This window comes from Antrihabitans spumae, assembly GCF_043944905.1.
GTDB lineage: Bacteria > Actinomycetota > Actinomycetes > Mycobacteriales > Mycobacteriaceae > Antrihabitans > Antrihabitans spumae.
Window position 1 is genome coordinate 50,022 of record NZ_JBIMSN010000094.1, and the last position, 26,733, is coordinate 76,754.

Annotated in this window: 19 protein-coding genes and 2 pseudogenes; 13 read left to right on the forward strand and 8 right to left on the reverse strand. The window is 60.5% G+C overall.

The window, feature by feature from the left end:
* Positions 1 to 68: 68 nt before the first annotated feature.
* The 10 genes from grpE to ACHIRB_RS20345 all read left to right on the forward strand — a co-directional run bounded on the left by grpE (position 69) and on the right by ACHIRB_RS20345 (position 14,762).
* Positions 69 to 794 (forward strand): nucleotide exchange factor GrpE, encoded by a 726-nt coding sequence (grpE, locus tag ACHIRB_RS20300; protein ID WP_395127763.1) that lies wholly within the window; start codon positions 69 to 71, stop codon positions 792 to 794.
* 1 nt (position 795) lies between these two features.
* Positions 796 to 2,412: an Hsp70 family protein gene (locus ACHIRB_RS20305; protein WP_395124366.1), complete on the forward strand. Its 1,617-nt coding sequence runs from the start codon at positions 796 to 798 to the stop codon at positions 2,410 to 2,412.
* A gap of 134 nt (positions 2,413 to 2,546) precedes the next feature.
* Positions 2,547 to 4,307, forward strand: a complete 1,761-nt coding sequence (locus ACHIRB_RS20310) for an Hsp70 family protein (protein WP_395124365.1) — start codon at positions 2,547 to 2,549, stop codon at positions 4,305 to 4,307.
* Positions 4,304 to 7,018, forward strand: a complete 2,715-nt coding sequence (locus ACHIRB_RS20315; protein ID WP_395124364.1) for a fibronectin type III domain-containing protein — start codon at positions 4,304 to 4,306, stop codon at positions 7,016 to 7,018. The genes ACHIRB_RS20310 and ACHIRB_RS20315 overlap by 4 nt, the downstream gene beginning before the upstream one ends.
* Positions 7,019 to 7,302: 284 nt before the next feature.
* Positions 7,303 to 8,226 (forward strand): hypothetical protein, encoded by a 924-nt coding sequence (locus tag ACHIRB_RS20320; RefSeq protein WP_395124363.1) that lies wholly within the window; start codon positions 7,303 to 7,305, stop codon positions 8,224 to 8,226.
* 1 nt (position 8,227) lies between these two features.
* Positions 8,228 to 10,636, forward strand: a complete 2,409-nt coding sequence (locus ACHIRB_RS20325) for a GAP1-N2 domain-containing protein (protein ID WP_395124362.1) — start codon at positions 8,228 to 8,230, stop codon at positions 10,634 to 10,636.
* A 5-nt stretch (positions 10,637 to 10,641) separates the two neighbouring features.
* Positions 10,642 to 12,366 (forward strand): TRAFAC clade GTPase domain-containing protein, encoded by a 1,725-nt coding sequence (locus ACHIRB_RS20330; RefSeq protein WP_395124361.1) that lies wholly within the window; start codon positions 10,642 to 10,644, stop codon positions 12,364 to 12,366.
* Positions 12,366 to 12,575 (forward strand): hypothetical protein, encoded by a 210-nt coding sequence (locus tag ACHIRB_RS20335; RefSeq protein WP_395124360.1) that lies wholly within the window; start codon positions 12,366 to 12,368, stop codon positions 12,573 to 12,575. The genes ACHIRB_RS20330 and ACHIRB_RS20335 overlap by 1 nt, the downstream gene beginning before the upstream one ends.
* Before the next feature lie 24 nt (positions 12,576 to 12,599).
* Positions 12,600 to 14,141, forward strand: a complete 1,542-nt coding sequence (locus ACHIRB_RS20340; protein ID WP_395127764.1) for an Hsp70 family protein — start codon at positions 12,600 to 12,602, stop codon at positions 14,139 to 14,141.
* Positions 14,142 to 14,150: 9 nt separating this feature from the next.
* Positions 14,151 to 14,762, forward strand: a complete 612-nt coding sequence (locus ACHIRB_RS20345; protein WP_395124358.1) for a vWA domain-containing protein — start codon at positions 14,151 to 14,153, stop codon at positions 14,760 to 14,762.
* A gap of 9 nt (positions 14,763 to 14,771) precedes the next feature.
* On the opposite strand, the gene ACHIRB_RS20350 is transcribed toward ACHIRB_RS20345, so the two are convergent.
* The 6 genes and pseudogenes from ACHIRB_RS20350 to ACHIRB_RS20375 form a co-directional block, all read right to left on the reverse strand.
* Positions 14,772 to 15,416 (reverse strand): hypothetical protein, encoded by a 645-nt coding sequence (locus tag ACHIRB_RS20350; RefSeq protein ID WP_395124357.1) that lies wholly within the window; start codon positions 15,414 to 15,416, stop codon positions 14,772 to 14,774.
* A gap of 22 nt (positions 15,417 to 15,438) precedes the next feature.
* Positions 15,439 to 16,065, reverse strand: coding sequence for a DedA family protein (locus ACHIRB_RS20355; RefSeq protein ID WP_395124356.1), 627 nt, complete (start codon positions 16,063 to 16,065; stop codon positions 15,439 to 15,441).
* 534 nt (positions 16,066 to 16,599) lie between these two features.
* Positions 16,600 to 16,953 (reverse strand): hypothetical protein, encoded by a 354-nt coding sequence (locus tag ACHIRB_RS20360; protein WP_395124355.1) that lies wholly within the window; start codon positions 16,951 to 16,953, stop codon positions 16,600 to 16,602.
* An 841-nt stretch (positions 16,954 to 17,794) separates the two neighbouring features.
* Positions 17,795 to 18,445: a TetR/AcrR family transcriptional regulator gene (locus ACHIRB_RS20365; RefSeq protein WP_395127765.1), complete on the reverse strand. Its 651-nt coding sequence runs from the start codon at positions 18,443 to 18,445 to the stop codon at positions 17,795 to 17,797.
* Between the two features lie 1,206 nt (positions 18,446 to 19,651).
* The gene (locus ACHIRB_RS20370; protein ID WP_395124353.1) at positions 19,652 to 20,035 is read right to left on the reverse strand and encodes a hypothetical protein; all 384 of its coding nucleotides are present in this window, start codon (positions 20,033 to 20,035) and stop codon (positions 19,652 to 19,654) included.
* Positions 20,036 to 20,757: 722 nt separating this feature from the next.
* Positions 20,758 to 21,179: pseudogene (locus ACHIRB_RS20375) on the reverse strand (nuclear transport factor 2 family protein).
* A gap of 124 nt (positions 21,180 to 21,303) precedes the next feature.
* Between ACHIRB_RS20375 and ACHIRB_RS20380 the strand changes: the two are divergent.
* From ACHIRB_RS20380 to ACHIRB_RS20390, 3 genes and pseudogenes are all read left to right on the forward strand, one after another.
* Complete coding sequence (locus ACHIRB_RS20380; protein ID WP_395127766.1) at positions 21,304 to 22,680, forward strand: alpha/beta hydrolase family protein; 1,377 nt, start codon at positions 21,304 to 21,306, stop codon at positions 22,678 to 22,680.
* A gap of 303 nt (positions 22,681 to 22,983) precedes the next feature.
* A complete protein-coding gene (locus ACHIRB_RS20385; RefSeq protein ID WP_395124351.1) occupies positions 22,984 to 23,169 on the forward strand; it encodes a hypothetical protein in 186 nt (61 codons plus the stop codon).
* A 390-nt stretch (positions 23,170 to 23,559) separates the two neighbouring features.
* Positions 23,560 to 24,812: pseudogene (locus ACHIRB_RS20390) on the forward strand (recombinase family protein).
* On the opposite strand, the gene ACHIRB_RS20395 reads toward ACHIRB_RS20390, so the two are convergent.
* Positions 24,791 to 25,045, reverse strand: a complete 255-nt coding sequence (locus ACHIRB_RS20395) for a hypothetical protein (RefSeq protein WP_395124350.1) — start codon at positions 25,043 to 25,045, stop codon at positions 24,791 to 24,793. The pseudogene ACHIRB_RS20390 and the gene ACHIRB_RS20395 sit on opposite strands and share 22 nt — an antisense overlap.
* 707 nt (positions 25,046 to 25,752) lie before the next feature.
* A complete protein-coding gene (locus ACHIRB_RS20400; protein WP_395124349.1) occupies positions 25,753 to 26,724 on the reverse strand; it encodes a hypothetical protein in 972 nt (323 codons plus the stop codon).
* Positions 26,725 to 26,733 lie beyond the last annotated feature (9 nt).

Sequence of the window (26,733 nt, forward strand, 5' to 3'; positions counted from 1 at the left end):
GATATCAATCTGGCCTTCACGTTTCGCGCTCTGAGGTCAACGTTTCTTGGAGGAGGCGGGCATCACTGATGTCAGCGGATGATCAATATACTTACGCCGACGAGCCTGCGAGGCCGCTCGATGTGGCCGCCGGTGAACCAGTCGGGACCGACGTGTCGGACGAGGTTGCCGGCGACGCGCCCGACGGTGGTGCAGGTACGACGGACGCTGTGCAAACTGCCGCCGAGCCTGCTGTTCAATCCCGCGAGCTCGCCGACATGGTGCGGGCACTGGAGCGCTTCCATGGCAGGGCGGAACAGTACGAGTCGATCATTCGGAGGATGCAGGCTCGCATCGAAGAGCTGCAGGCAGATCAAATTCGTGAGTTGCTGAAGCCAGTCATTCTCAAGCTTGCGTCTTTGCACACCGAGGCACGCGGTTCAGAAGCGCGGGCAGCGGCACGCAGCGACGACCTTGGGCAGAAGGACTTCGACTTCTTCGTGTCCGAGATCGAAGAGACCCTAGGTCTGCTCGATATCGAATCGATCGGCGTTTCGGTGCTCGACGATTTCGATGCGGGAAAGCACGCCGCGCGGCGGCGAGTCGAGACAGATGACGCGAGCCTCGATCGGCGGGTCGAACGTGTACTGCGGCAGGGATTTACCTACGTCGGCGCGGAGCGCGTATTCATGCCGGCGATGGTGACTGTGTACAGGTACCAGGGCGCCGACGCGGTCGACTCCGCGAACCGCGTGTCGGTTGCTGCGGCGAATGTTTCCGCACCCGCCAACCACCAGAATGAAGGAGAGAACTGACGTGTCCGGTGATGTTTTCGGAATCGATTTGGGGACAACCTATTCGGCGGTCGCCAAGATCAATGATCTGGACCAGGCCGAGATAATCAAGAGTCAAAGCGGTGAGGACACCACGCCTTCGGTGGTCTACTTCGATTCCGGTTCGGCGATTGTCGGCGGTGAGGCGAAGTCGTCGCTGGTGACTGATTCGGACAACGGGTGCGCGTTGATCAAGCGGCATATGGGGACGGAGTTTCCGCAGTCGTTCGGTGGACAAACTTATACGCCCGAGTCGATTTCGGGGCTGATCCTCAAAGAGCTGGTTCAGGCGGCCAATCAGGAGGGCGATTCGAAGGTGGCCAAGGCAGTCATCACTGTGCCGGCCTACTTCGGGGTGAAGGAGAAAGAGGCCACCAAGCAGGCCGGTGAGATGGCAGGTCTGGAGATTGTCGGCATTATCGCCGAGCCGATCGCGGCAGCGTTGTCTCTGGGCGTCCGTGGTGAGAAGCGCGAGACCATCCTGATTTACGACCTCGGTGGCGGCACGTTCGACACGACGGTGATGATTGCCGAGCCGGGCAACGTCGAAGTGGTTGCGGTAGACGGCAACCGCGTGCTGGGTGGTGCTGACTGGGATGCAGCTCTCGCTCGCGTCGTAATCGACAAGTTCGTGGCGCAGGCCGGGATCGCCGATGTCGATCCCGCCGACGATCCGGATTTCATGGTCGAGATCTTGCAGGATGTCGAGTCCAAGAAGAAGCTATTGACCCGTAAACAGGACACGACTTTCCGGTGCCGGTTCGAGAGTCACGATGAGAAGATCGTCGTTACACGCGACGAGTTTGTATCGGCTACAGCGCATTTGGTGAAACAGACCGTCGAAATCACCCAACGCGTGATCGATACTGCCAAGCAGAAGTCGCCGGGACTCGCCATAGACAAGCTGCTGCTGGTCGGTGGATCGTCGCGTATGCCGATGGTGGACGAGGCGCTGCGCGCGGCTGGATTCGATCCCATCCCAACCGATTTCGACCTTTCAGTGGCCAAGGGAGCTGCCATCTACGGGCAAGCAATCGTCGACGGCGCGGTTCCGTTTCCTGTCGGTGAGACGGGCAGCGCGGCCGGTGACCCCCAAGCTGCTGCCCCGACCAACACCGAGGCGAAGTACTTCCTCGGCGGCGCAACAACATTGAATATCAAGAATGCCCTGTCGCGGGGTATCGGGGTCGAATTCGTTCGTGGGGATTCGTCCGGTGGGTTCGAGGAATACATCGGCTTCTTGGTGCACGCAAACGATCCACTCCCGGTAGTGGACGCGAAGCTGGAGGCTGGAACTGCATCTGACAACCAGACCGGCGTCCGCGTCAAGCTCTACGAGCAGGGCGGCGAGGTCGAGTCCGAGAGTATTTCGGCGAACAGTCTGCTCACTGAAGCAGAGATCACAGGTATGCCGCCTATGCCGCGCGGCTCGACCATTGAGCTGTTGCTTAGCATCTCGAACGAGGGAATCGCGACCCTACGGGCGCGCGAGCCGATCTCGGGGCGCGAACTTACTCTCGAGGCCAAGATCTCGGTCCTGAAGCCGGAGGAGGTCGAAGCTGGTAAGGCCCTCGTCGGTGGGCTCATGACTCGGTCATGAGTCTCGAAGAGAAGGCTTATTTCACGCAGGTAGTCGGTCCGCTGGTCTGGCAACCTACTGCGGTTATCGGACTAATGCGGGCGGTGATCGAGCTGCAGGACTCGGTCGGTCTCCACGCGGTATCGCGGTTCCGGTTGTCCGAGTTGCTGGCAATTCCCGATGATTTGTCGGACCTTTCCGCACACTTGGAATCAGTCAACGGTTACTTGAAGAAGTGCGACAATGTCGCGCCGGCTTTCGCGCTGAGAATGCTGATCGCCGCGTTGGAAGCTTGCGGTCACGATCTCACGTCGACGCACTTCTGGCAGGAGCTGGAACCCTGGAAGTTCCGCTATCTCGTAAGGGGCGAAGGAAGGTCCCGAGCCGGACTTGACGGCGTGTTCGGAATCGATTTGGGGACAACGTATTCGGCGGTTGCTCACATCGACGATCTGAATCAGGTCGAGATCATAAAGAATCTGAGCGGTGAGGACACCACCCCTTCGGTCGTCTACTTCGAGTCCGGTGCGGCGATCGTCGGCGCCGAGGCGAAATCGTGTCTGGTGACCGATCCGGACAATGGGTGCGCGTTGATCAAGCGGCATATGGGGACTGTGTTTCCGCAGGAGTTCGATGGTCAAACCTATACGCCGGAGTCGATTTCGGGGCTGATCCTCAAGGAGCTGGTGCATGCAGCCAATCAGGAGGGCGAGTCGAAGGTCACCAAGGCTGTCATCACAGTGCCGGCCTACTTCGGGGTGAGGGAGAAGGAGGCCACCAAGCAGGCCGGCGAGATGGCGGGCCTCGAAGTTGTCGGCATTCTCGCCGAGCCGGTCGCTGCCTTGCTGTCCGTGGGCATTCCGGAGGAACGCGAGACCGTCCTGATTTACGACCTCGGTGGCGGCACGTTCGACACGACGGTGATGATTGCGGAGCCGGGCAACGTCGAAGTGGTTGCGGTGGACGGTAACCGCGTACTGGGCGGCGCGGACTGGGATGCGGCTCTTGCGCGAGTTGTAATCGACAAGTTCGTGGCGCAGGCCGGGATCGCCGATGTCGATCCTGCCGACGATCCGGATTTCATGGTCGAGATCTTGCAGGATGTCGAGTCCAAGAAGAAGCTGTTGACTCGTAAGCAGGACATCACTTTCCGGTGCCGGTTCGAGGGGCACGACGAGAAAATTCTCGTCACGCGCGACGAGTTCGCCGTGGCAACAGCGCATTTGGTTCAACAGACAGTGGGAATCACGCGGCGGGTGATCGACTTTGCGAAGTGCAAATCGCCTGGGCTGGTGATCGACAAACTCCTGTTGGCTGGCGGATCGTCGCGGATGCCGATGGTCGCAGAGGCACTGCGCGCGGCAGGGTTTGATCCGATTCCGACCGATTTCGACTTGGCTGCGGCAAAGGGCGCCGCGATCTATGGGCGGGTCGTTCTGAGCGGCGCCGGCAAGTTGGAGCGTGGCTCTCGAGCTGGAACCTCCACCAATACCGGTGTCGCCGATATTCTCGGCCCTAGCGCAGCCACCCTGAGTGTTAAGAACGTGCTGTTGCGGAACATCGGAGTCGAGTTCGTCCGCGAGGTTGTCGCGGGCGGATTAGTCAGATATGCCAACTTTGTTGTTCATGCCGGTCAGAGTCTTCCACTCGAGGACACCTTCGAGGTGGTGTCCAATTCGCACCAGAACAAATTGCGCGTCCGGGTTTACGAGCGAAGTGACGGTTCGAGATTCGGCAATTTCGATCTGGACCTTGTGCTGAAAGACGTTGAGGTCAATGAAATGTCGATCCCGTGCGGGTGTGCCATCCAATTGCGAGTCATCATCTCGGTTACGGGACTGGCCACCATCGCGGTGCAGCAGGGGCACGAAGTTGCATTTAGCCTCCAAACACGAGTTGGAGCAGATGCGACATGACGACCTTCGATCAAAAGGCCTACCTCGCGGACGTGCTTAAGCCGCTCACGCGCGACAAGCTTCTGCTGGCCGAAATCCAGCGCGCGTTGCGTGAACTCCAAGGCTCGCCAGACGTTTCGGTCGTTGCCGGTCTCGACCTGGCGACGCTCTTGGCTGTTCCAGCCGACCTGAGCGATTTAGCGGCGCATATCACTTCGGTCGACATGTTCTTGAACAAGCGGCAGTCCATGCCGCCGGCTCAATTTCTGAAGAAGCTGATTGCCGAACTGAAGGTCGCTGGTCACGACCTCACGTCACCGGCGTTCTGGAAGCAGCTGCAATCGGCGAAAGCTGATGTCTTCAAATCGAAGCTCGCCGACTTCGCTGCAGCAGTCTCGCTCGAGCATCAGGCTCTGAAGGTCATCACCAAGGAGCAGTTGTCCGACAAAGCCAAGGCCCAGGGGCTGGGCTCAATTTCAGAATCCGCGCTGAAATTGGCTGTCGAGGGGTCCGGCATCGTCGTGTGCTCTGACTTCAAGCTGCCGACGACGCCCATCCAGCGCGGGGTGACCGATATCGGCAGGTTCACGGAGTATCGAAGCATCGTGGATGTGCTGCTGTTGGCAGAACCGCAACGCGCTGAATCGATCCGGGTGATCGATGAACTGACCTTCGGCCCGGGTGGGCGACGTCCGATCACGATCGCGCAGGTCGCCGCAGCACAGAAGGCCGCTGAAACAGGTAAGGATTCGGATGCACTGCAGGCGGCGCAGAAAGCGCTGACCATCGTGCGGACCGATTTCGCCGATAGTGCCGATTTGCAGCAGTTCGTGCTCGCATCGTTCGTCGCGACAACCAAAGAGATGCTCGCCCGCGGCGAATTGCTTGCCAGCGCACTCCTGAAGCTCACGAAGGGCACAGGACTCGACAACGTCGACGCAGCCCGGGTACTCGCCAAGCTCTCTGGATCGACAAGCACGCGCGACCTCAACGATGTGACGAATCTGGTTGCAGAGGGTTCACTTGCCGACGCGCGCAATACCTTCGACGCCGTAGCCAATGTCGACCAGTTCGGTGAAGCGGAGGTCAATCGGGTCGCAGCCGTCCTGGCCGCGGCTGAGAACCGGAAGGCGACCCTGGTAGCCGAATACGAAGCTGCAATCGCGAAACGGGACTACGGGACAGCTGCAAACGCGTTGACCCAGGCGTCGGTTATCGACCGCAAGGATGCGCGGCTGACCGAGCGGCTCGAGAAGCTCCCGCCGCCATCTCCCGAGTACCTTGTCGCGAAACCCCTAGAAAATGGCGGGATAACGCTCAGCTGGAAGTTCGATGGCGGGGCCGACTGCCAGTTCATCGTCGTACGCAGCACCGACGGGCATGCGCCGGCCAACACTGGTGACGGCTCGCAGCTGGCACGAGATCTGACCGCAGCGACGTTTATCGATACCGCTCCGCCTGTGGCCAAACGCGTGCACTACTCGGTTTTCGCTGTCCGCCGCGGCGTCGCGTCGCTACCGGCCTCTGCAGACCAGATTGTTCTGCCTGGCCCGAAAGATGTGACAGCCGGCTCGTCACCGACCGAGATCACGTTGATGTGGCGCCTCGCTCCTGAAGCAGTCGGGGTTCAGGTGACGCGAACGAATCCGGACGGGACCCGGGCGCCAGTAAATGCGGGCGGCACGAATCGGACGACCGTAACCGGCTTGGTGACGGGCGAGCGGTATCGCTTCTCGTTCGAGGCTGTCTATGTGCTGCCAAACGGCACTCGCGTGGTGTCGCCGCCCGTGGCGATCGATGCTTCGCCGCGCGGTGTGATCAGCGTGATCGGTGATTTGCATATCGCCGATGCCAAGCTTTCGGATGGACGCGACGGACACCGTGCAACGTGGACCGAGCCAGGCGGATATTCGGTCGAACTGTGGGCTTTTCCTGTCGACGAAAAGCTGCCCGCGGCTGGAATCGAGGTGGACCTTGCCGACCTCGACGGAATCGATGGCCGACGTGTCAGCGGGGTCCTTGGTGCGTCGTCGGGGCAGACCTCGCTGAGTTTCCCGCGCCTTCGCGATCTGCGGGTGATTGCTGCCATCACGGTCGACGGCAATAGGGGACTGTTCGGGGCGTCCGCGGTCGTCGGGTCGGCGCCGAGCGTAAAGAATCCCCGGGTAGATCGCTACGGTGACGAGCTCGTTGTCTCCTGGGAATGGCCACACGGCGACTATTCAGCCGCTGTTTCTTGGTTCAGCGGCAGCGGGGCTCAGTCGAAGAGCGTCAGTCGCGCGGAGTACAAGATCAATGGCGGCTGTCGGATCCAAGCGACGGCTGTCGATAGAGTGACCATTTCTACCGTGGCCTTCGGGAATGGTCAGAAATGGATCGCCAGCCCGGTCGAGGTTCAGATCGTGGCGCGGCTTCCGGTGGTCAAGTACAAGCTCGAGATTCCGCCCTCCCGGTTCGGTCGCCGCAAGCCTGTCCGCGCAACAGTGGAATCCGACGGATTCTCAGGTCCGGTCTCGCTGTTGGTGGTCGCGCGGGAGAGCTCGATCATGCCGTCCCGGTCTACTGACGGTGAGGTGGTCGAGAAGATCCGTGTCGACTTGGACGGGGTAACTCCTGCCAGCGTCGAGTTCAACATTCCTCGGTTGGTGAGCCCATTCTGGATCCGGATATTTCCTGACGGTGGCGCCCCAGTGAAGCTGGAAGATCCGCCGACGAATCAGCTGAAAGGCTAAGCGAGATGGCACTTTTCCAAAGTAAGGTCCCGTGCCCGTACTGCTACAACGAGGTGAATCCCAACGCGCTCGCGGTTCGGTGTTCGGGTCGTGCGGCACCGGGGCGGACGCGATGCTCCGAGTTGCCCGATCCTGCGCGTATTCAGTTGTTCACCGATGGCACGCCGGTCCTCCCGGTCATTGCCGACGCAGCGGGACGCCAGGTTCTGGCGAAGTCGGAGGCAACGTGTACCGCTTGTGGCGCGGTCAGCGCGATCCGGGTTTGTCCAGACTGTCACTCTCGGATGCCCCGGAGTTTCGACGCCAGTTCGCCCCTTTTCGGGCTCGTGGGTGTTCGCGGCTCCGGCAAAACGGTGATGCTTGCGGTGCTGCAGAAAGAGCTTTACTCCACGATCGCTCGACGATTCGACGCCTCGATCGATTCGCCGGGCGGAAAGAGCGGGCTCGCGGGGCAGTTGGAGACGTTGCTGCGCGGCATGGAAGACGACAAGGGCGTTCTGCCAGAGCAGACCAAGCGCCACGAGACGGGGATGACGATCCCCGCGGTTTTCGAATGGCGGTTCAGTAAGAAGGCGATGGGCGGGAAAGTATCGCGCGACGTCTCCACGATCTTCTCGTTCTACGACTCAGCTGGTGAAGACCTCGCGACCGAGGACCGGGCACTCGGTCAGCATTATCTCGCGGCGACAAGCGGCGTGATTCTGCTGCTCGATCCCTTTGGATTTCCCGGTAATCGCGATCGTGCGATCAATCGCGGTGTCGATGCAGAGAGTCTCGCAACATCGCCGGACACCGTATTGCGCGCACTGACAACGGTGTTGCAGACGGCCGAAAAGACCAAGAAGAACAAGAAGATCAAACAGCCGGTGGCGGTCGTGGTTTCGAAGATCGATGCCTTCTTCGACGATATTCCGCCGGATCATCCGATGCGCAAGGCGTCGTCCAAGCTTCGTCATTTCGATGACGCGGAATCGCTGTCGATCCACGACCACATCGCGTCGATGATCGACAAGTGGGGTGGCGACGCTCTGCTCCGTCTCCTTGACAACAACTACGAAAAATATCGCCTTTTCGGGGCATCAGCGCTTGGCGCGGAGCCGGAGTACGGGAGTCAACGCGTGAATGCTCGAGGCGTTCTGCCGCATCGAGTTGCCGATCCACTCTTGTGGTTGATGGCTGACCGGGGCTTCCTCCCCAAGGGAGGCTGAGATGTTCGACGTCACGATATATACCGACGTTCGGCCTGACGAAGCGCTCGACGGTGTCGGCGGCTTCAACTTTGCGGCGGCCTCGGATGGTGTTACTGCCGCTGATCGCAGCTTTGTTGCTGAGCGCATGCTCCATGTGGTGTCGTCTGGCTGGCACGTCGACCACGAAGAACTAGCACATCCTTCGAGCTGCATTTACCGGACATCGGCTGGCAAGTACTTCCTTTCGCGGGGCAAGTCGACGGGAAAGACAATTACGCGTCCGCGTCCAGGTAACCAATTGACCGAGACGATTCTGACGTCGGAGCGCAACGATTTTCTGCCCTACCGTCCTGCTCAATTGTTTGCGGCCAACAGGTGGAGTGTCGACAAGGTATCGACCAAAGTTCTCGACTCGTGGCCGACGCCGCTTGAGATCGACCCGGCTTACGAGCCCGATGCACTCAAGAAACAACTGATCGAGAATTCACTTCTCGGTCCAGACTTCCTTCCGACCTTCCTGACCATGATCGAGCAGGCGACAAGTTCGCCGGCGAAGAAGCTCATCATCGTCCACACCAGCCTCGAGACTGTGATGCAGTACATCGCTCTGGGTTCGCTGTTCATCGACGCCAATCGGGCACTGGACCTGAGTTTCCACGCTTTTTCGAATCAGCCACTGTCGACAGTCGCGGACATTGTTGGCGCGAGCCCGGACTTCGGCGCCACCCCTAGCGTCCACTCCGGCGGCGCGGCCTTCAATGTCGTCGACCTGATCAGCGGGGAGGCGACGCCGGTCGAGGTCACGCAGTCGGCGGCCCAACAGGCGAAATGGTTTCTAGAGGGTGACCCCGTTGACGCGCTCGCGGCCATCGACGTCGCTCGCCGGTGGGAATCCGTCCTCGGCGCCGATGTCGCCACGCAAGCTGCCGGAATCGTCAGCTTTGGCGGCGCGATCGGGTCCAGTGGTGCGCAAGATCGTTCCGCGGCTTTGCGTGCCGTTGCTGGGCTGTCGAGTTCCGAGATGAGCGACGACCTTGCCATGTATGCCGACGAGCTACTCGGCATGATTGTGAGTGGTCCGCCAGCCGACGAAGCGGATGTCCGACTCACGGCCAATGCAATAGTGCATGCCCATCGTGCGGACCTCGACGATGTGGCCACCGGAATCCTGTTACCGACTCTCGAGGCCTTGGCAGCGTCTCCCGGCCTCGTTCCCGCGTGGGCGACTGCGGTCGATGCGTGGCCTGCGGGTTGGCCTCCCGTTCAATGGGATTCGGACGAATCTCGTGTCCACGGGCAGGCTACCCAGGTTGCAGTTGCTAGGCAGGCCCGGGCGGAGGACCTCCCTGCGGTGTTGATCGCAGCGCACAAGTTCAACCTGCTCGCTGGCGCTGACATCACACCGTGTCTCGACACATTGGCCGACTACTGGTGCCGGCATCCCGAACTTGCGCAGCGGCGCAGCGAGCTGCCCTATCAATCCGAGCTCGGCGCCAGGATCACGAGTCGACTGGTGTCAGCGCTAGGACGTGAAGAGGATTGGGCGATCGGCGCGCTGACCGCGGGCGCATGGGACTCGTTGGGTGCAAGTTCGCCGTCCCAACTCGGCGGGTGGATCAGCGCGGTTTCCGTCGGTCGTATTCCACTGAACCGTCGTGCCGGCGAAATCGCGGCGAAGGGCGCGAGGCTACCGATCGAGAGTTGGCGCCTCGCACTGGACGGCGCGGACATACCGGCGGATGTCGAAGTCGTCGCCGAATGGGTAGCGGCACACCCTCGGGTTCCCGCGGATCTGTCTGCCTGGATTGTCAAGGGGCTCAATAAGTCCCGAGAAAGAGTGGCGGACGGATTGTCAGGAGGATGGCTTATCAACAGGATGCTCGCCGATCGCGCACTGCCTGATGACCGCGGACTTCAGACGATCTTCGACGACACCGTCGCTATCCGGCAGATCTATCGCCATGCCCACGAATCCACTGCGCGAGAGCGCAATCCGGCGATGCACGACATCGCCGACCGCGTGGGTCCGTACGTGGCGTTCTTGATCCCCGAGGTTGGCAACTTGATGGTCAGGGCGCGGGATCAACGCGCGGTCGTTCGGTTGGAGCGGGCCGTCGGCGAGTGGGCGGAAACGTGCATCGATTACGCGCTCGACGGGATTGCGACCGAGGAAGGTGACGCAAAGGCTGTCACTTGGGCACTGAGCCTGTACGAATCCGGCACGGACCGCCAGCACGCCGCCGGGCGCGATTACCTGGTGGCCCTCGGAGACTCACGCGATGGTCGACACCGGCTCGAAGCAGTTCGCCGCGTATTGAATCCGAGTTGGTTGCCGGTTCTCGATGCGCTTCTCGATGACGCGAAAAAGGGCCGGCTAGGGCGGAATCTTGTCCGAGGCGGAAAACGCCTATTCAGCAAGGAGCGTTGATTCCAATGGAAGATATTGTCGGACCCCTCATATTGTTCGTTATTGGCGCAACTGTTGTCGTTTTTGTGCTGTGGATTGTGCTAGCCGTGATAATGCGCCTGCTGGCAATCCTCGTTATCTACTGGATCGTCACTTTCCTCGTCGGCCTGGCAGCCGGCCTTTTGGCAGGGCTGGCAATTCCGTTGCGAGTACTGCGGGGTAAGGCGATGGTGCAACCGGTCGTGGTGACGCCAGAAGCCGTGGCTGCGGGCAAGGTGATCGCGATGAAGGCGCGCGGCGCAGCGAAGCACTTCGGTTGGGACAGGGCATGGCCGGTATACAACCCCTACCAGGCACGCAACGATGCTCGTGCAGTCATCGCTGAGACGAAGGAGGTCATTAAAACCAAGGTCTGGCCCAATGTTTCACCGAGTCGGTGGAATCGATCGGCCGCCGCAGGAACGGGTGGTACGAGCGCCAGTTCTGGTCGTGCCTCCAAGTTGTGGAAGCTGGCCACCAGCCTTCCCGGAATCGCATGGACAGTGCTCGCCGCAGTCCCGCTGGTCGGATTCTTCCTCGGAGTCTGGATTTCCATTCTTTTTTGGCTCGTGGCGATGGGTGTTTTCGGCGGCGTTGTTTATCTGATTCAGCAAGCCTGGATTTTGGCGTATCGATGGTTCGATAAGGTCGGTCGCAAGAAAGAACGCGCGTCCTTGAAGTGCGCGAGATGCTACCGAGAAACCGATATGCCGAGTTACAAATGCTCGAATCAGAGCTGCACAATCATCCACCGCGACGTGTCTCCCGGCCCGTTGGGCATGATGCATCGTCGATGTGAATGCGGCACGCGGATCCCGACGACGGTTCGTGCCGCAGCGAAGGAACTAACGGCGGTGTGCCCCTTCTGCGGCGAAGAGGTCGCCCAGGGTTCGGGAACGCGCCGCACAATCCAGATTCCGACAATCGGCGCTATCGCGGCCGGGAAAACGCGTCTCTTGGCTGCGGGCGTTACGATCATGGAAACGCAAGTCACGAGTCAGGGTGGGAAGTTTGTCCCGCTGAGTCCACCAGCAGTGCTTTTCCTGCAGACGGCTCGGGGTGTGATGGCAACATCGCAATCGACGGCGAAGACCCCGCTCAGTAAGAATCCGGAGGGGTGGCCCTATGTGGTCGAGTTGGGAGCGCGGAAGCTCGAGCTCCACTTCGTAGACGCGGCCGGTGAATCGTTCGTCAATATGGACACGACCCAAAGTCTGGGATACATCGATACCGCAGACGTGATCTTGCTGGTCATCGATCCGCTCGGATTACCGGGAGTTATCGAGGAGGCAAAACGTGCCGGACTCGAACGCAGGCTCGAGATCGCAACCGCCGACCAGGAGGATGCGTATGCAAGCGTCATCGATAGGCTGCGAGCGGAGAACGTCAACCTGAAGGCCCGGAAGCTCGGCGTGGTCCTCACGAAGTTGGACGCGCTACAGAGCCTGCCCGCGGGAGTGGATATCAATCCCGGCAGTTCGGATGGCATACGGCAGTGGCTGATCGACCACGGACAGGACGGGTTCGTGCGTCGTCTGGAGGACGACTTCGCCGATATCGCCTTCTTCGGCACCGATCTGATGCAACCGCATCCCCTTGCCGATCATCGGCATCCCGTTCACGTCTTTCAATGGTTGCTCGACAAGTCCAAGACAAAAATCATGATCGCGCCGGTGGAGACGCCGGCCCCGGCTTCGGCGGAAGTAGTCTGATGAAAAACGGAATTCCGAACGTGTACTGGAGTTTTCGCTCAGCGTGGAGCGCTACGCATCTGGTCATGCTCGCGATCCTGACGATTTGGCTGGCGGGATGGCTGTTGCAGGACAGTCGCGGTGAACAGATGTTCAACGACGGGTCCGCGTGGGTCGAGGATCTCAGTAGTCAGTTGGCCTCGTGGGTGCCCTTCCCCTGGGATGCGTGAGCGCGCGTGCAGCGGGAGAATCTCGTGCAGTCCATCGGTATAGACCTGGGGACCACCTATTCCTGTGTGTTCAGCCGCACGCAGGGCGCCGAACGCCTCATAGCGGCGCCCGACGGTGGGGACCTCACGCCATCGGTCGTGTATTTCGACCCCGACGGTTCAGTGTTGGTCGGGACGGAAGCCAAGTCATACGTGGCAAGTGATCCAGACAATGTCGTAGTCGGAATAAAGCGGCAGATGGGGAAGGAATTTCAACTCGAGTACGGTGGCCGCACTTTGACGCCGGAGGGTATTTCAGCCCTGATCCTCAAGCGATTGGCAAAGGATGCCGCAGACGTGTTGAGATGCCGCGCCGAGGAGCTCAGAGCCGTGATCACTGTTCCCGCCTATTTCGGCGTCGCCGAGAAGGAAGCCACACACGCAGCCGCGAAGATTGCTGGCCTGCACTGTCTCGAGCTCTTGGCGGAACCCGTCGCTGCCGCGTATGCGTATGGGGCGCATACGGAATCGGCTCGAACGTCACTCGTCTTCGACCTCGGTGGTGGGACTTTCGATGTCGCGATAATCGGATTCGATCGAGGGAGTCCGCGGATTTGGGCGGTCGACGGCGAGACACGATTGGGCGGCTTGGACTGGGATTTGCGCTTGGCTGATCTCCTCTGGGAGCAGGTCGAAGCCCAGACCGGCAACGACGACTTCCGCGACGACGACGAGTTCGTCGGTGCTCTGAACTCGGCGGCCGAGCAGGTGAAACGTCAACTTAGTCAGTCGGACTCAGCGCCCAAGACTATCCGGCACGGCAAGCACAAGTTTGCCTTGTCAGTCCTGCGCACGGACTTCGAGTCTGCCACTCGCGACCTGGTTCTGCAATGCAGGCAAAGTGTCGAACGTGTCTGCGGTGCCGCGACTGCCCTCGGGGCGCCACCGATCAGCCGGGTCCTGCTGGTGGGCGGCTCGACTCGCATGCCGATGATCAGGACCTTCCTCAGCGATTTGTTGAAGGTGCCGGTCGAGATAACCGACCCCGACAAGGCCGTCGCGCGAGGTGCGGCTGCCCTGGCGGAGCAACTTTCTGTCCCACCGATGTTGGGGGGGACCACTGCGTCGACGGGCTCGCCTCGGATCACACCCGTGTTGCCCAGGGCGATAGGCGTTTACGTGCATTCCAGTGCGGAGCCTTGGCGCCCCGACCCCTATGTGCGGAAGGCTCTCACCGCGAATACCCAGCTCCCGATCGTCGCGCACCAGGTCTCGGTTGCAACGATATTGGACAATCAGGACAAGGCCCGGATTCAGCTTTACGAGCAAGGCGGCGCCTTGGTGTCCGAGCGGCCGGAAGACAACAGGTTGGTGTTCGACTGCGAGGTCTCCGACATCCCTCGCGCGAACGGGGGCACCGAGATCCGGTTGTTGGTTTCCATCGGGATCGACGGCCGTATTACGGCCGAGGCGCGCAGTTACAAAAACAAGCTCCTCCCGATGGAGGCATTTATCGAGGGCGTGCTCGACGACAACGAAGTAGCAAAGCAATCCCAGGCAATTGCCGGATTCTTGCTGGCGGACTAGGAGTTTCGTGTGGCTGGATGGACGAAGAAGCGGTTTCAGGCCGAACCCGTCACCGAGTGTCCGCCCGGGGGGAACCTCGGGAAGCTTCAGGCGAGCCTGTCGGGAGTCGTCATTCTGGCGCTCGACGTAAGCGGTTCGATGTCTGGCAGCCGACTGGAGCAGGCGCGCAAGGGATGTCGGCAGTTCGTGAGTGAGGCTATCGCAGACGGATATTCGGTCGGCGTAATTCTATGGCACCAGGGCATCGATGCGATCTCTCGACCGGAGCGATCACCGCGTAATGCGATCGCAATGCTTGAGGCGGCGCGGGCGGGGGGCGGGAACGATTTCGTGCCTACGCTTCGTGAGGCTCATGCCGTCCTCATGGCGATGCCCGCAGCCGATCGGGTACTTGCGGTTTTCGGTGATGGTGATCTTGGGAACAAACAGGCCGCGATCGCGGCGTCAAAACCATTGATCGCCGACAACATTCGTATCATCACCTGCGGGCTGGGCGACGCGAGCGCAGCGGAACTTGACGTCATCTCGACGGAGAAAGCCGGTTCCCCGCGATCAGCGGGGTCGGAGACTATCGCGGATTCGATCGCATCGATGGCGCGCGGGCTAGTGCGAAAGGCCTGACGCCGGTCGCTACAGGCGCATGCTGATCCCTAACGAATCTCCAGTCTGCTTCAACGTGGAGTGCGTCGATACGCTCAGTTGCTTCAATACGAGTAGCTGCAGCAGGCGCTTCTCTTCTGCCGAGGTCTGTGCCTTGTTGTGGAAGCTGGTGTAGAACACCGCACCCTTTCCATACTCGGCGTAAACCATCAACGGGCGATCGACTCCTGAGTCGCGTGATTCGAGAATGACTTCGCCCTTGCCAGGCAAAATCGTTGCCCACGAGCCCATGTCGAAGTCGATGGTGAGCTTTCGGCCTATGAGGTCTCTGAGCTCGGGGTCGATCACCGATGCCTTGACTGAGCCCGGATTACCTTGATGGCCGCCGAACGAAAGTAGCTGCGGAAAGGCCGAGGCGATAGTCGCGTCGACATGATCGGACGCGTATACGCAACCGCCGTTGGACACAAAGTCGGCTAGTGCGGCAGGAATGATTTGATCCGGGGTGCCGCAGTTGATGAACAGCAGCGCGCAATCGTAGCTGCCGTCGAATGCCTCGAACTTGACGTTCATCGAGATGAGAATTTCGCCGATGTTGTCAAAGCCCGGCCTGGTTACGTAGATCTTGCGGTTGTCGAGCCGCGCAAGATTTGGACCGGGCGGAAACTCTGTCACTCCCGCCGATTCGAATGCGCGCTTATTCCACTTCATGGCCGCTCACATCTCTCGTTCGGGGTGCGTTGCTGATACGCCAATTTCGGTAACTGAGGGCAACGTATGTACACACGGACAGGAGCACCGCTGTCGATACTGCGGTCAAGGCGGATGTTCCGCCGTTAATCGCTTCATGCGCCAGATATCCAGCCGCCGTTGTCGCTGCCCCCCATGCTGCACAAGTGGCGAGGTTCCAAACTGCGAACTGAGACAGCGGATACCGGGCGGCGCCCGCGATGTTTGGAACCGTCGATCGAGTTGCTGCACTCCAGCGCCCGACCAATACGACGGCCACCGCGCGCCTGGCGATGAGATCTTGTCCGTACCTCATCCAACTGCGGTGCTTCATCTTTCGGCCGTCGAAACTCCGATCGCCGATCCAGCAACCAATTCCATATCCCACAAGCCCGCCCAGGAAGGCGCCGGTCGTGACTGCCGACGCCTGGACAATTGGATTGACGCTCCCAGAGCCGGCAGCAAAGCCACCTGCAATCGCGGCTGATTGGCTAGGAACGAAGAATCCGAATGGCGCGATGCATGCCAGGAACGCCGCTAAGCCGGCGACGAGGACGACAAGACGGCAGTCTATTTCCAGGTCAAGACCGCCCATTGTCACTGCGCGGCCCCCCGTTGTCGACGTCCAGTCGACCGTACCGAGCGGAGTCCAGACGCGAAGTCATTCAGTCGAATGATAATCATTGGGCGCGCGGTTGTCGAGTCCAGAGAATCGCGAAGTTCTCAGTTGCGTGAAGCGCCTGCCCATCCGCCGAACTCGGTTATGTCCCGAGTACCGAAGGTGTGACTAAGGTGTGCCTAGGGGCATGCCAGCGGCCGTTACATGGGTCAGGCGATCATGGCTTACCCCGAGTTCGGGGGGGCGTCTTCTTCACTTGTTACACAATAATGTGCAAGGACCCAATCGTGAGAAGAACCTTCTGCAGCTGCTCTAGTTAAAGCAGATCAGCACGTCTGAGCGCAGGACAGTGGAACAAGTGAGTTAGAGTCTGGGGATCAACTTGACTGCGGTGCGTGGATGCTTCGGTCAAGGCATTCGGTGAGTGCTGGGCGGTATCGACCACCGCTAATCGGCCGGACCAGAGCCAGGCCGCCGACGCTGATCAGCCGCATCAAACGCGTGTGGACCCTACTTTCGGGGATAGTCGATAGTTTCGCTTCCGCCGAAAGTCCTGCATACCTTGAAGAGAATTGGCAATTCGTCAACCGCGTCTTTGACGATATCCTCATTGTTCAGGAGTGTCCTTACGTCTCCAACGGTTTGAGTTGTACCCCGAATCATGCTCGCGATCGTGTCATCTGGAAAGCGGTCGCCTTGGAAAGTCTTCCAGGTCAGCGGGTACTCCATCAGCTTGTATTGCTGAACTAGTTGAGTTTCCTCATTTGTGAGTTGAAGTTGATAGGATAGGGTAAATTGCGTTCCCTTGTGACCGCCGAGCATTCCCTTGACGGCAGCCTGACTGCGGTTAATTGTGAGTCGCACGTAATTCTCCTTTTTATTCGCGTACTTGGAGTGTCAGAAATCGTTGATGGTTCGAATTAGTTCTGCTCGGGTGCGAGCCGGCATTGGCCCGATACGATCGCGTGGGCTTGCGTATGTTTGCGCAGTAATCCAATGGTCCCACGTAGCGGCACTCGGCACAGTCGTTTGACCGCATGACACGATGCGTGACTTCGTTCGCTGAAGTTGCTCAAGTCTGGCCGGCTGGGTTCGGATCACGGACTGTTGATCAGTCCGCGATTGCTTCGGCGGCTCTCCTGAGAGCGTCCTCGACGATCGCGACCCTACAGATTGGTGCGTTCACGGCCACTTTGGCCGAGCGCGAGCAATAAGAGCGACGCGCCTTGTGAGACAACGCTTTCGGGTAGGCGGCGCAGCTGTACGTACGCACTGAAATTTCCGGCGGCATTTCGTACCCGATGCCGAGCTAGGGGTCTGGATCACCCCTGACAAGCTTCGTCCTTAACCTTTGCGTAGTTCGACTTTCTCCCAGCAGCCTGCCCAGGCCGTGTAATCCGGCTATAACCCGACTACGGTCAAGGGCGCCTCGCGGTCGTGGGCCCAAGGCAGTCGCGATAATCGGGTTTCGCAGCGAGGGTGCGACAGGCGACGACGGTCACAGCGCGAGTTCGGTGTCGCGGTTCTCCCAACGCAATTCACTGGCAACATTCACGACCTACCTTGCATGGACTCGCAGGATCGGTTTTCGTCGATCTAGATCGTGCGCTTTCATGACAACACTGACACAGCAACGCGATAGACAAGCTCGGCGAGGCGGTGTTCGTCGCGGTGCTGTCCCGCCGATTACGCCGCGCCGCGGATGTCAGCGGGTGCGCATACCATGCAGCACCAACCTGCTGATGAACATCGCATTGTCCTCCGGAGTATGCGTGCGTCGCGTGAAACACCGCAAGAGCAGCGTGTTGGTGATCCCGGCCGCGATTTCGATCGGCGCGTCGCAACTAGTCAGGACGCCTTTGTCCTGCCCCTGCTGAATGACCGGCGCGATGATTGCGGGCAAGTTCAACTGCTGTTTGATTGAGAGCAGACCCTCTGGCTCGGAGTAGGTGTCGTGCGCGACGGCGGCAACTAGCGCATCCATGAACGCCGTCTCCTCTACGGCGACACGCGCGCACCTGAGGAGGTGGTTCTCAACAATCTCGATCTCGTCGAGGCCGATCAACAAGTCGTCTGCGACCGCTTCCGTCATAGCCGCAATATGAGATCTGAGTGCTCCCACAAGAATGTGCGGTTTGGTGGGGAACAGCTTGCGGGCGGTTTCGAGCGGTACCGCGGCAATGACCGCGATGGTTTCGATTCGAGTCATGAAGTAGCCCCGCTTAGCGAACTCGTCGCGAGCGGCGGCGATCATTGCTGCCCGCGGGTCGCGCGCGGGTGGGCGCGGCGTCGATGGTGGTAGATCGAGCGCGGAGAGCGTGTCGTCCACATGCCCATGTTGCTGGGTCATGTCCACGGTAGCGCCGAGAAAGGTCAGGAGTGTGTCAGCGAGAAGCGCGGGCGTTACGGATTTGGGATCGATCCGGCTGCGTAACGCGAAACCTTCGACGACTGCCGTCACTGCGGTGGCAAATGTTGCTGCAGTAAAGGGCTTTCGGAGTGTTGCGCCGAATCGCCCGAACGAAGCGTCGAAGGCGGCCAGCGCCAGTTGGTCGCGTCGGTGGTAGTCGGTTCGGAGTGGATGGGTCGTCCGCGGAGTCGAACCTGCAAATATGTGCGCGAGAAGGCGCTTCGTCACAGATTGGAGGTCCGTGACGTGTGCGAAGTGAGAGGTGACCAATGACCGGATGGCCGGCCGGGTTAGCCCTCCGTTTGCAGTCAATTCGGCCGCCACGATTGACTGTATTTCCTGAGATGTGTAGCGGGGCAACGCAACAAGTCCGTCGACTACTTGAGCGAGATAGGCGGCCTTCGAGGGGAATCTCCTATAGAAAGTCGCGTGAGATCCGTTGGCGCCGTTGATTACGTCTTCGCTGCGGAGTCCCCGGTCGAGAATGCCGCGGGGTTGATCGATGAGGAGTCGCAATCCGGTCTCAACGAATCTGGCGGTCGTGGTGTCTTCGACGGTCAACGCTACCTCTCATCCAGATCGCCCATTCGAGCCCTGAGGGGGCGGAGTCGCCGATCGATTCGACGAAGTTGATTAGAGCACAGTGAGAGCGTTCTCTCTCACTGGAGAACAGGCGATTCGTTGACGCAACCACACGAGGCCGACCGGCAACCGGCACGTCACAGCACGCTCGATGAGCATGCAATCAGCGCCGCGCGGTGTGTGACGTTCCGCGGAACGTCGCTGTTATCGCATCCGCGGAAGGGATTGTCCCGCCAGCAAGTTGGCAGCGTGGTCTCATTGCCTCAGCGAAGGATCGTTGCTTGAGCATTGCTGGATCCGCCGAGAGGCCGTCTTCAACGGACCGGCAGCACCTATCCGCGAAGCCGAGTCTGGGGTGATCGCGAGATGGAGGCGTTGCCGGCTTGGTTCAGCCGACACACGAGGTTGAATGTCGTTAAGGGGCTGCATATTTCGCTCAGAAGCGTGAACATCCACCTCGCACGTGTGCGTCACAAAGACCAGTCCCTGGCACAGCTGGCGCCGACACAGACGCGCTAGTGGCACGTGCGCTACAGGACGAAAGTATCGGTGTCGGTGGACCTATGACACCTACCCGGTGCTCAGCTGCCGGAGTCGGCTGTCGACGCCTTCGGCGGCCAAAGCCGAGATCGTCGTCGAGGCAAGGAATTCGGCTAACGAGGATTCGCGGTCGGCAGCAGGTCCGTTCGTGTCGTGCAATCCCGTGAACAACGCTGTCGCCAAATCCTCACGCAGCCCGAAGATCACGTCGACGGCGACATGGCCTTGTGCAACCACGCCGATCGCGGCGATGGGCCGTCCCTGCGCCTCATGTCGCCGCAGGGCCGCGGCGATTTCCAAGTCAGTGATGAGGGGTGTGTCGATGCCGATTACATTGTCGTGCTGCCACGTTCGAGACCTTCCACCACCCGCCTGCAGTGCGACGCTGTGGACCGCGTCGATCAGCGAACTCATCGCTACTGTCGCGACGGCAACCTCGAAGCATGGTAGTCGCCTCAACACATTTCCGTCTCGTCGCAGGGGTAGTGACGTGTGGTGCCTGGAAGTCATCTCAGGGGCGCTTTCGCGGCCACCAGATCGACGGTACAACCGCCCGACATGGGGTGCAGTCGATCAAACGTCCGACAGCGAAGTCTGTCGGAGCAAACGAGGTAGTCCGGGTAGCCATGGTGTTGCCGCCGGCGGCCGGAACCGACGGAAGGCATCGCGGATGGTGAGAAACGGTTGCCCGCGGCGCCTCTGTCGGGTGGTCGGGAGCACATATGGACGACGCAGATGAACACTTCGGGTCTGATCCACGGTGGGCTCAGTGCATCCAGTGGTCGTCCCCGAGTGCGCAGACGTCCTGGACGATTTCTCGTTCGGTCCGGCGGCAGGTCGCGAGTGTCGATGGGGATGGCGTGATAACCAGTGTGGTGGGCGCCGCTGGGATAGGTTGCGAGAGTTAATCTTTGGTTGCGCGATGTGGCCTGGGATGGAGCAAAAGCATCCTCACGAGACCTATTTCGGCCGCCGACTCCTTTCGACGTTCTCGAGTACAAAAGGTGCTGTCGGTGTCGCGATCAACGACAAGTCGGCGGCATTCTGCTGCGAGTGCGTCCCCGCAGCGCTGTTCAATCATCCGGCGATTTCGACCGCTAAGGTCGCTGATTGAACGGCGTTACTTGATGACGAGATCAGCGAGTCCACGCCGGAGTGATCGACATGCGCTTGAATCGCCAACCATCGTCGGTGCGGGTGGCTTCGAACGCGTAGTGACAGCCAATCATTCGATTGTCCTCGGGTGAGGCGGCGACAGGAACGAAGATCGCGACAACGTTGGCGTCCACCGAAGCGTCATCGCCGTGAAGTTCGATCGAAGTGCCCGCGATGAGATGCTGAGTGATTTCGAGCGCTGCATGGTGAGTCTCGCCGTCCCGATGATCGCTTCAACGCCGGTTGACGTCCCGTCGGGCGTCGTCAACACGGCGTCAGTAGTGAAGATGGTCGACATCTTGTCGAAGTTCTTGGTGTCCACGCATCGTCCGACATCGGTTGCGAGTTTCGACAGATCGTTGTGGTCCAACAAGTCTCTGATCCGGTCGACGTTCGTCGTCACTGAAGGTCTCCCTCGACGGGACCGAGCTGTCGTCGGTCATTCGAACAACGTAGTGCTGCCGAGAGGTGTTGGAGACACAATTGAAGCCGATACCACTTCCACACGGCGAGTTAGGTTCCCGGTTATGGCTCTTGCTCGACGTTTACTTGCAACCGCATGTGCGGTTACGCGGACTACGGACTTCGCAGTCCGATGGAGCGGCGCGAGATTCTTCCTGCCGGATGTGTTCGTCGCACGGTTCGCGAACCTCGGCGGAATCGATCCAGCGTTGATGTCGGCGCAGTTCGAGGGGGCGAGGTCGTTTGCGGACGAGCGCTGGGTTCGCTATTGGGAGAAGATCGCGGCCGATCACGCTGCTACGGCCGACCGCTCGCTGGCTACATTGTCCGCCGCGATCGGGCTGACCGCCGTAAGTGTCGAAGGCCTGCTCCGCGACGACGACCAGGCTGTCGTCGGCTCGCTCGCTCGGCTGATCGAGCCTGCCGCGTCGTTCCTGGCCGATCGTGGCCCGCAACCACAGGTCGATCAGCTCAAACGGTTCATTCAGGGCCATGTGTCGAGCGACGATGCGGCTACCGAGCATCTGAAACAAGCTACGATCGCCGTCGACTCGCTAGTGAAAATGGCTACGTACCAAACGATTGCCGCCTGGCCCGGCTGGTCGCCTGGCCGCATGCGGGCGTACCGAACCGCTCAGCGTATTTCGGAGGCTCTTGTAAGAGCAATCGCCCCAGCGGTAGGGCTGACCACCGAAAGTATCGCCGTGCGGGTTGATGGCGAAGACGTGAGGGGGTACGCGGTCTTCCCGTCGGGTGAGCTTGCGTGCGCGGCCGTTCTTGTGACCAACGGACTCGACGGCACAGCACAGGAGTTACTCTTCCCCCTCCTGAAATATCGCGATAGGGGATTGGCCCTGGTCGTCATGGAGATGCCCGGCACGTACCTATACAAGCAGCCGATGTCGGGAAATTCCGAGCTAATCTATGGCGCGATGATCGACCACCTATCGCGTCACCCGCGGATTGATGGTGACCGGATCGGCATGTTCGGCCTCAGCTTCGGCGGGTACTGGTCCACTCGTATGGCTGCAACGAGTCCACGATTGCGTTGCATCGTCACGTGCGCGACGCCCACTCACCGAAGTCTCGGACCGCACGGAGCGATCGGAGTTCCGGAAGTGATGGTGGTCGCAATGCGCAGAACATTGGGCGCTGCGAATCTTCGAGACCTCGGCCCGAAGTTGGGCGCGTTGTCGTTGCGGAAAATGTACAACAGAATCACGGTCCCGCTGCTGATCATCAGTGGTGATGCGGACACCGTTGTCGACCCCCGGGACTCGTCCGATCTCGCAAATGCGTTGCCGCAGGCGGAGCTTCGGCTCTACGTGGGCGATGATCACTGCGCGATGGGTCATTACCGAGAATGGATGGACTTCGCGTTCGAGTGGCTTCGCGACAAGCTTGCTGCTGAGGTTCCACTGACCCGTACATCAGATTTGTAACCCGCCAAGGCAATGCAACGACCATCTCCGCGAGTTGGCGCCTCTACGCAAAAGCTCGGATCAACCGGAGGGTCGGTGGAGGAGAGTGGATTTGCCCGCGTTTACGGACAGTGGTTGCTTGTGTCGCGTGGACTCGTGGTCGAACGCACCCTTGATCAACCAAGTGAACGTGTCCGGAAAACCTTTGGGGGCACACCACGGTGACTGCGGCGGGCCAGGCGGGCTGTCGATCTTATTGCTGAACCGGATTCTTTGGGGTGGCGGCGAGACGTCGTTGATGATGTCGACGTCGCTGTCGTTGTGGTGTCGGTCGTCGACAGTGACGAAGGCGACGGCGTCGACGACTCTAAACTCGTTGAAGTGGAGCTCAACGACCTGGAACTCGGCGCCGATCTATCGGCGACGCCTGAGTCGGGCGAAGCGATCCAACAACGAGCAGAAACATTCCCGCACACAGCGTGTGCCGCCACATCGGTGTGCAACGTATGACCGCGATTTGTGCGAATGACATGTACGGCCTTAGCCACGCGAAAGCAGTGGTCAGTCATGTTGGAAGTCCAGGACAGACATCCAGCTTGTCCGGCAGCTGCACGTTATCATCTGCCGAGAAGATCAACACCCAGCGCGGTGACCTTCGGCGAAGCTGTCAGCCTGGCAGCAGAAGCAAACCGAGACGCTAATGCTCGGCGGTCGTATCGTTGATTCACCCGCAAGAGACGTGATTCTGAAAGCTGCACTCTAACAGCAGGTTTGGAGTAGACGCGAGGTTCTCGAGCACCCTACGGTTCGAGGCGTATGGCGTAGAAGCCCGTACACGCCCCTAAACGGCAGGGAGACAAACGAAAACACGAAGGCCGAACAGAAGGTCATGTTGGGTACGTGCGAGAGTCCACGCAGGAGCAGGCTGATAGCCGCCATGGCCTTGCCGCGCAAGAGGCCGCGCTCCGCGCCGAGGCGAATCGACGCGGATGGAAGCTGACGATCCTGCGCGATGAGGGCGCGAGCGGCAAAGCCGTGACCCAGGATTGCGGAAAGCGCTCGGGCAGTTGGCCGCTGGCCTCGCGGACGGCCTCATGGTGGTCAAGCTTGATCGCCTCGCTCCAAGCGTCGGCCACGCCAGCGACATCATGGAGCGTTCAGTGGCGCAGGGTTGGTCCTTGGTGATGCTCGACATCGCGCTGGACACCACGACGCCCAACGGCGAAGCGCTGGCCAACATGATGGCTACGTTCGTGCAGCTCGAACGACGGCTCATCGGTGAGCGGACCAAGGCCGCACTCGCCGCGAAGAAGGCGCAAGGCGCGCGTCTTGGCCGACCACGAATGGTCAGCACTGTCCTGACGCGACGTGTCGTCAGCATGCGCCAGCAGAGCGTGGGCTTCGGCGAAATCGCCCGCGAGCTCACCGCAGCAGGTGAACTCAGCCCTGCCGGTCGGCCCACCTCGCAGCCCTCGACGGTCCGCCGCATCTACAACGTGGCCGCAGCGGGTGCCGCCGGATGGCGAGGAAACGAGCGGACTTACACAAAGGGTCCCGAATCGAAACCGATCGGAAGCGCAACCGCGATCGCCATGAGCGGATCGAGGACGAGATATACGCCAGCACCACGCGGGACTTGCTGCCGCGCAACAGGGCAACGCTCGACCGCACCAGCGACGACCTCAACGAGCCGAGCGAGATCCGCACTCCGCCGATGTCCTTCACCGACGACGAACTCAAATATTTCTAGGACCAGGCATGGCATACATCCGCGCACACGCGACAACCCAACGAAAGAGTGGGAAGCCGGTCAAGCGGTACGAGGTCGTCTGGACCGAGCCTGTCCGCGACGAGTTCGGCCTGCCAATTCCGGTCAACCCGGCGAGACCGAAGGGCCGGAAGAAGACGAGCGCTCACCAGGAGAGCTACCCCCCACGCGGGAATTCGCCGAGGCCCGCCGAGACGAACTCAACGCCGCACGGCATACCGTCGGCACAGCCAGTCTGAGCGAAGCGCGCAAGGCCGGAGACCTGCCGTTCGGCTACTACGCCCAGGCCTGGCTCGACAGCATGCGCGTAAAGGTCGCTCAAGGACGGTTGAAGCAGCGCACCCTCGACGATTACGAGAAGCGCTACTGCGCCGATATGCGCTGAAAGCGTTCGGCGGTAAAGCAATTGCGAGCATCACGCCGCGCAATTGTGAGGAGTTCCTCGCCGATCTGGGTTGGACGCGTGATCGCGCCGAAGACAACGAAGCACGCCTGGGTTCGTTGAAGCGCGTGATGAAGTACGCCTTGCAGCACAGCGCTATTTCGTCGAGCCCTGCCGACCGAGTCGACTTCGGTGGTGGGCACGCTGTTGGGGATCGAGCGCATTTCGAGCACCACCCGCTATCCGCCGATCAGGTCGGGCGAGTAGCCGCGACGGTAGGGGAGCGGTACCCGGTGTACGAGCTCGCGACCCTGTTCCTTGCCTATACAGGTGTGCGAGCGGCAGAAGCCTCGGGGCTGGAAGTCCGCGACCTCGCATTTACGCAGGGGCCAAACGGCGAGGTGCGCTGCGCGGTCAACATCCGCCGGACGAAGGCCCGAACTGATGGTGTGTGGGTATTGAGTACGCCGAAATCGCGACGGTCGCGCCGAGCCGTACCACTGCCGCCCTGGCTCGCCGTGCGCATGCGCGACTTCCTCGCCAACGACCATCCCCGAGCGAGCGAAGCGACAGCGCCACTCTGGCCGAGTCGGGTTGTTGGCGGTCGGCGTGTAAAAGGGGAACAGGCAATTGCGGAATTCGACTGGTCGCAGCCGGTGGCCTTCGGGACGCTATACGAGACGATCTTGATGCCAGCGTTCGAAGCGGTCGGCCTTCCTGTGAGCCGTTCCGCCACCGCCACGGCACCCGCAGTTCGCGGGGTTCGGCTACACGACCTCAGGCACACGTTCGCGACAAATGCAGCTGATGGCCGGCGTGCACTTCATGCAGGTTTCGCGTTGGCTCGGCCACGGCCAACCAAGCCTCACCCTCGACGTCTACGGCGACTGGATTCCCGCCGAGGACGGCGGCGTTGGCAACTCACTCCCTGCGCCGATCGCACCTACTCCGGTTGCGCCGCAGGAGGTTCCGTCGAATGTGATTCCTCTGTTTGGTCGGAAGTCGGCGGGATAGGAGGGCTAGCTGTGTCACGCGGGAGGAGCTGACGCCGCAATTCGTCCCGTTGGCGGCGGCGTTCTACGGTTGCGTCGACTCGTCTTTGCCGTTCTTCCGCCGCGTCTGTGCTGTAAACCCATACGCCGGTGTCTTCGTTACCAAAGCGGGCGACAGCTCCGGCGATAGAACTAAGCACCTCGTTTTGTTTCTTGATCAACTTTGCCACGTCGTGAATCGTGTTGATGACGAGCCGGTCAACGCCACGCAGTACATTCCAGTCGAGGACACCGGTTGTCGTGTGGGTCTGATTGTTGGCATCGGTGTATTTGACCGTCGCTTCGTGACGGTCAGCCAATTCCGGATGACGAAAACGCTTAGGCGCATAGTCCCACAGGGCCCGCCACTCCTGCCATGGTGCGAGAATTGGTATCTCGGTCGGTAACCAGAGATCTGTAATCGTCGAACCAGCTTCTGCTGTAGGACTGACCTGCGGTTTGGTGTCGAACTCGATCCTTATGTTGTACGCGGGTGTTGTTCCAAAGTTCTTCACCACAACCTCAAGGGCTTGCCAGATCGCTGGGTTTGATTCCGCAAAGATGACAACGTTGGGCTGTGACTGCTCCTCCCTTGTCTTTTGCGCCTCGCGGGCATCATGATCCAGCGTTTCTTGCGCCAGGCGTGCCTGCTCGGCCAGCGCCGTTTGGGCCTGTTGTTGCTGCTCAATCCGCGCGGCCTGCGCTTCGATGACCGCTTTCTTGGCTTCCTCCACCTGCCTCTTCGCATATTTTCCTGCGACGATTACTGTGACGAGCGCTATTAAGGCGGTCGTCCAGCCAGCCATTGCTGCCCAAGCGTCTGCGGACGGCGCGCCAAGGCGCTCCGACAGCCATCTGCCAACATCCCCCAGCCAGTTCAACATTTCACGTTC